Source organism: Sphingobacterium litopenaei, from assembly GCF_014692495.1.
Classification (GTDB): Bacteria; Bacteroidota; Bacteroidia; order Sphingobacteriales; family Sphingobacteriaceae; genus Sphingobacterium; species Sphingobacterium litopenaei.
The window spans coordinates 1-5,789 of the sequence record NZ_JACOIJ010000065.1 but is presented as its reverse complement, the minus strand read 5'-3'; the positions used below and the strand labels follow the sequence as shown (position 1 = coordinate 5,789).

Annotated in this window: 7 protein-coding genes; 1 reads left to right on the top strand and 6 read right to left on the bottom strand. The window is 31.4% G+C overall.

Going from position 1 to position 5,789, the window contains the following annotated elements:
- Window positions 1–338: 338 nt before the first annotated feature.
- A complete protein-coding gene (locus H8B04_RS16670) occupies window positions 339–1,172 on the bottom strand; it encodes an Arm DNA-binding domain-containing protein (RefSeq protein ID WP_190303050.1) in 834 nt (277 codons plus the stop codon).
- A gap of 283 nt (window positions 1,173–1,455) precedes the next feature.
- Between H8B04_RS16670 and H8B04_RS16665 the strand changes: the two genes are divergently transcribed.
- Window positions 1,456–1,797, top strand: a complete 342-nt coding sequence (locus H8B04_RS16665; RefSeq protein WP_165290793.1) for a Rieske (2Fe-2S) protein — start codon at window positions 1,456–1,458, stop codon at window positions 1,795–1,797.
- 16 nt (window positions 1,798–1,813) lie between these two features.
- On the opposite strand, the gene H8B04_RS16660 is transcribed toward H8B04_RS16665, so the two are convergent.
- The 5 genes from H8B04_RS16660 to H8B04_RS16640 all read right to left on the bottom strand — a co-directional run bounded on the left by H8B04_RS16660 (window position 1,814) and on the right by H8B04_RS16640 (window position 5,301).
- Window positions 1,814–2,029: a hypothetical protein gene (locus H8B04_RS16660; protein ID WP_165290794.1), complete on the bottom strand. Its 216-nt coding sequence runs from the start codon at window positions 2,027–2,029 to the stop codon at window positions 1,814–1,816.
- 123 nt (window positions 2,030–2,152) lie between these two features.
- A complete protein-coding gene (locus H8B04_RS16655) occupies window positions 2,153–2,845 on the bottom strand; it encodes a hypothetical protein (protein WP_165290795.1) in 693 nt (230 codons plus the stop codon).
- A 105-nt stretch (window positions 2,846–2,950) separates the two neighbouring features.
- Window positions 2,951–3,229, bottom strand: a complete 279-nt coding sequence (gene ppnP, locus H8B04_RS16650) for a pyrimidine/purine nucleoside phosphorylase (RefSeq protein WP_165290796.1) — start codon at window positions 3,227–3,229, stop codon at window positions 2,951–2,953.
- Between the two features lie 47 nt (window positions 3,230–3,276).
- Entirely contained in the window at window positions 3,277–4,806 is a 1,530-nt protein-coding gene (locus H8B04_RS16645; protein ID WP_190303048.1) for a sulfatase family protein, read from the bottom strand.
- A gap of 123 nt (window positions 4,807–4,929) precedes the next feature.
- Window positions 4,930–5,301 (bottom strand): hypothetical protein, encoded by a 372-nt coding sequence (locus tag H8B04_RS16640; RefSeq protein WP_165290798.1) that lies wholly within the window; start codon window positions 5,299–5,301, stop codon window positions 4,930–4,932.
- Window positions 5,302–5,789: the final 488 nt, after the last annotated feature.

Genomic DNA, 5,789 nt, shown 5'->3' with positions numbered 1-5,789 from the left:
TAAGGACAACTAATAAACAATCTTCCAGAAATCCCTAAAACAAAAATGACTGAGTAAGCTTAATACTATACTCAGTCATTTTTTTAAGTCTCTTAAAAAAATAGAAACTTTTTCAGTGCCCTCAAAATTTACACCCAATTTTTCAGAATACCTAAAAACTCATAAAAATCTTAAATGATATTTTTACACTGATTTACAGTTGTTTATGCTTTTTATTAAGTGCGTAATAATCTTTAAAAAACCATAAAAAAAGAGCCTCCGACTCCACAAAAAACACTTGTAATTCAGCAACTTACAAAAACCACACCCAAAACCACACCCAGTTTTGGGTGTTTTGATTACGATGTCCATAAACAACTTACAATCCCATTATCTGAAACTCTATAACATTGCTCCCAAAGCTTCCATTTTTTTTTATTATGAATCTCAAAGTCTTCACTAAACCATTCTACAGCGTCCACTTTCTGAGAAATTTCATCACTAACGTTATTATAATATAAGTCCCCTGCAACAGTATAAACAGGTAGCTTAAAATCTTTGGGAATCCATTTAAATGGAAAATCTGAAGAGTTTTTGTACCATTTTACTATTCCTTTTTCTATATAAATCAACATAGTAGGATAATTACCATATTCTATATATCGTAGAAAAGTTGCTAGAATTGATGTATGAAAATATAAACGATCAAATTTTTCCAAATTATTACGCAAGCTTGTATACTTTTTAATTGTACTAATTGTCCAATTATCCTCTTTTGCGCATTCTCTTAAAAATTGATTGAAGGTTTCAAAGAAATTTATTTTGGTGGTTTTATTTTCAACAATTGGAGTCTGAATCTTAATTTTTGCGTTTATATCCTCTTTAAGAATTGACAAAGACGGAATTTCTTCCTTTACCTCATATACTTTGAAGATATCTTGAATTATGCTTTCTATTTTAGTTAATGAAGCATTAATTTCACTTGCTGCTTGTTTTAATTTATTAGTTGTAGAAGGCTTCACTCTTTGCTTACCTTCATCCCAGTTAGTTAAATCCACACGATACCCAGTAGATAAATCAAGACGTTCACCAGCATATATGATACGAACTCGAATTGGCAGATTCTCTACTATTTCAAGACCATTCTTTTTTCTTTTTTCAAGACTGAATATTATGTTACGTTTGATAATCATTTTTGGGTGTTAGTTCTAATCCACACCCAAATTTACACCCAATTTTTAAGAATACCTAATAACATAAAAAAATATATAAAATAAATTAACCATTGATAACCAGATAGTTAAAAATAAAAATGAATTCATAAAAAACCTTATAAATACTTATAAAAAGAGCCTCCGACTCCACAAAGAAAACAAGAAAAGCTCAATCCAATGATTGAGCTTTCTTGTTTCTAGTGAAGAACAATTCCAGATGTGGTTTGGTGAATCTCAAATTGGATTCCCTATCTTTAATATTATGAAATGGCACAAAATACCTTCCTCAGCAATAAGAACTAAAACTCCTGTCCAATTGCTGCAATTGGGTGGACAGAAATTTTGCCTTATTTATCATCAAGGAGAATGGCATGCGACTTCTTATAAGTGCCCACATGCCGGCGCGAATTTAGCTGATGGTTGGTGCGAAGAGGGTAAAATAATTTGCCCATTTCATAGACATAGTTTTAATTTAATTGATGACAAAGGGACAAAAGGACAAAACAATGCGATTCGTATCAATAGGCTAGAATCGAGGAAAGATGACTTATATGTAGAATTGCCTGAAAGTATGATAAATAAACTACTAAATCTGTTTAAATAAAATTTAACCATCTACATCAACCTCGCTTTAGGCGCTGAAAATCCTCGATGAAAAGTTCTCTTTTGACTTCCTCATCATTTTCTTCTATTGGATTTTCTTTATTATACACTTTTAGTATCATATTATGAACCTTATAAAGCATATATTTACGCTCTTCACGAATAATTTTAAATTCTGAAAAATCAAAATTATTTTCAATTAGAAACTGAATCATATTCTCCTTAGCTTTCATTGGTAGTTAATGTAAAAGTCGATAATTATCTTCTTTTATCAATACGGGAAACCGTAAAATACCAAATCCTTTCGAAAAATATCCCCTGTAATACGTCACAAATGTATTACAGGGGGAGAATATTTAGTAAGTAGCAGCTTCCAACCTTACCCTTGGTAAATCCCAATTTTCGTTCTCTTGCAAGTCTAGGAAAAGCTTAATATGTGCAAACCAATGCTTATAAATTTCCTGATGCAATTTAAACATCGTAACCTGACCATCTAGTTTTAGTAGGGAACGATTAATTTTTACGGCATCAATTACTCGCACGTTTGCAGGTAAAACTGAAAAATGTAAGTATTTATTAATATTACCACGTAGTGAAGAAGTTTCGAAATACATAGGTCTTCGCAAAAGCAAATTCTTTTGATTGAAGGAATAAAATTCTAAAAGCCGTATGAGTATAGGATCCGCCATAGAACCTATTATCAAGACATTATCGGAAAGATATTTTAATGTTTCGAGTACAACATCCTTATTCAAATACTTGATGAGATAATAATCACCACTATAGCACTTCACTTCCATATCCAATGGGATAAATGTAAAATTCGCTAAAACTGAATTCCCATGAACATCAGAAAGCTGATCTAAAGTACTATGGTAGAAATACCCTACTTGCAAGTTTGGATAAAAAGCTTTAAGTTCCATAAGAATTTCGAAGCCTTCTAATCCTACAGCTATTACATCAAACGTGGATAAAATTTGTTGGTAGGAATTTGATTTCAACCACTCCTTGAGCAGTTGCGCATCCGTAAAATTGAACAGGTTTTCCATAAAAAATTTATACACTTAAGGGTTTAAGCGAGGAAAACTGGTCAAAAAAAGTTCGGCCTTATTTATAGTAATAAAACCGAACTTTTTATTATAATATGGTAAACGTTACTTGTATTTACATAAATAAGAAGTAGGTGTCTCAACACGAACTTTAAAAGATGAGTTAGCAGCGACTTCAAATTTTTGTCCTGCACTGTAGACTTTCCATTCCGTATTACCCGGAAGCAATACTTTCATCTCTCCTTCTATGATAACCATAGTTTCAGGAGTAGAAGTCCCAAACTGAAATTCCCCAATATCGATAACACCAACGGTGGACTTTCCACCATTTTCATAAGCCAATGATTTTACGGCTCCCTCAAAATATTCGTTTAAATTGATCATAACACTAAAATACTGATATGTATTTAATTTCCAATACTCTTAAATGATTAATCGATAGACTGTTCGTAAATTGCTAAAGCTTCTTTATCGTCAAACGTATTTATTTCTTGAAGAAGTTTCTTTTTCATTTTAGCAACTATCTTACGATATGCTTTATCGTTGTAAACATTTTTAAGCTCTTTGGGATCTTTTTCCAAATCAAAAAGTTCCCATGCGTTATGACGTTTATAAAAGCGAATTAGTTTATAGCGCTTATCTTTCACGCCAAAATGAGGGCTTACAGCATGTTCCCCATTTTCAAAATAATGATAATAAATATTCTCCCTATGTGTTTTAGAAGGGTGTGATAAAATGGATTTAAAGGATTTGCCCTGAAAGTCATCACGTAATTCTACTCCTGCAAGATCCAATAAAGTTGGTGCGATATCCACATTGATTGCTTGCGAGTTGATATGCGTATTCGGCTTGATTAATTTTGGATAACGCATCACCATAGGTGTACGGAAAGATTCTTCATACATAAATCGTTTGTCATACCAACCATGCTCTCCCATATAGAATCCTTGATCGGACAAATAAATAACAATCGTATTATCTTTCAAACCCGATTTATCAATATAATCCAACACCTCACCAATATTTCTATCCATAGATTCCGCTGTATTCCGATAATCTGTCATGTATCTTTGGTACTTCCACTTCGTTAGATCAGCACCTTTTAGCTTGGATTTTTCTAACTCCTCATATATTGGAAGGTAATAATCCATATAAGCTTTCTTTTGCTCTGCATTCATGCGTGTGAAATTTCCATCTACAAACATCGCTTCTTTATTGGGAAACATTTTCAGGTCGTAACCCATATCCATATGCTTCGCAATAGTCATTTCCTGACTAGCTGCAGCCGTTCTTGTTGCATAATCATCAAATAAGGTTTCGGGAGTTTCAAAATTCACTTTATCATATTTGCCAAAATCTTGCGGATCTGGCATCCAGGTTCTATGTGTTGCTTTATGACCGATAACGATACAAAAAGGGCCATTTTTCACTTGATCCATCCAATTCAACGCTTTTGATGTCACCAAGTCGGAAACATAGCCTTCTTCCCTTTTTCTACCTTCTTTAGAAATAAAATCAGGATTAAAATAATGACCTTGCCCCACCAAAATATCATAGTAGTCAAATCCTTGCAATTGATGTCCTAAGTGAATCTTACCTATCCATGCTGTATTATACCCTGATTTTTGCAAGTCTTTTACAAAAAGATTTTGATTGAAATCAAAATTGGATGTTTCATTATCCTTAAAACCATTCTTGTGACTATACTTTCCTGTCAACAAAGTGGCACGTGCAGGTCCGCAAATAGAATTGTTGACATACATATTTTCAAAAACCGCACCTTCATTTGCTATACGGTCAATATTTGGTGTTTTACCATATTTAGAACCATATGCGCCAATAGATTGATAAGCATGGTCGTCAGAAATAATAATAACAATGTTTGGTTTTTGTTGTCCTTTGACAGTTGTAATAGATAAAAGTAACAATGCTACAGCACTCCAAAATCGGCTAATCTTCATCTTTAAGTTTCTTTCGTAAGTAGATTTTAATTTTGCGTAATGTTAATAAAAATTATAAAGATTAATAGATTATATTTTAAGAAAAATTAAAATATTTCTAAATCTGATTTCGCTTATATTGTTCTAAGATTCAATATAAATTTTTTTAAGTTCGATTATCTCGGAGGATTTCTTTACGTAATTTAGTTTCTGATTTTTAAAAACCATATAAGAAGCTTTCTTCTCGCTGGCGATGATAAAATTATAAAATTCCTTAAAATATGCTTTTCGAAGATTTTTATCTGCAGTCTTATTTTCCTTAATAAAATTAAGTACATTATAGTTAATCCCTATTCTAACATTTCTTTTCTCATCCGCTTCAAATTCTACTAAGGGTTCATCTATATCATTGACAAAAATGGAATAAGCCAATCGATTATTTTCTTTGTCTACAATAAATCCATGAAAAGAAAATCTACCAATTACCAAACCGTCTACATGAATTAATTTTTTCATCAATAAAGATATATTTATAATTAGTCAGCTATTTTACTATAACAAGCCTTTCAGTATAGATTATAATTTAATACTAAATTATATAAAATAATTATATCAAATAATTTTTGAATAAAATTATTTGATATAATTATTATGATTAATATCTGGTTGTTAAAATTAATATTTTATATATTTATTTCAGAAGCGTCCCAAATAAGGGGAAAATTGGCGGTGGTTTAATATAGCAGGGATTGCTATATATAATTAGCTAAAATAAATACCACCATGGTAAATATAATCGTATTTTCTCAAACATTATATCTAATAGACCGGGACATTTTAATAAATTGGTTCAACAATATCAATCCGTTGGATGATTGTTTTGGATTGTTATGACTTTAACAAATAAATTTTATCTTTTTAAGCCGCCGCTCCGCTATTTTTTATATATGGTGTCTGCTTATTTATGACAGCTGCCGCCCTGAGTACAATTTTGTTCCTAATAG

Coding starts and splice junctions, on each gene's coding strand:
- H8B04_RS16670 (WP_190303050.1), bottom strand. CDS start 1,172: ATGATTATCAAACGTAACATAATATTCAGTCTTGAAAAAAGAAAAAAG.
- H8B04_RS16665 (WP_165290793.1), top strand. CDS start 1,456: ATGAAATGGCACAAAATACCTTCCTCAGCAATAAGAACTAAAACTCCT.
- H8B04_RS16660 (WP_165290794.1), bottom strand. CDS start 2,029: ATGAAAGCTAAGGAGAATATGATTCAGTTTCTAATTGAAAATAATTTT.
- H8B04_RS16655 (WP_165290795.1), bottom strand. CDS start 2,845: ATGGAAAACCTGTTCAATTTTACGGATGCGCAACTGCTCAAGGAGTGG.
- ppnP (WP_165290796.1), bottom strand. CDS start 3,229: ATGATCAATTTAAACGAATATTTTGAGGGAGCCGTAAAATCATTGGCT.
- H8B04_RS16645 (WP_190303048.1), bottom strand. CDS start 4,806: ATGAAGATTAGCCGATTTTGGAGTGCTGTAGCATTGTTACTTTTATCT.
- H8B04_RS16640 (WP_165290798.1), bottom strand. CDS start 5,301: ATGAAAAAATTAATTCATGTAGACGGTTTGGTAATTGGTAGATTTTCT.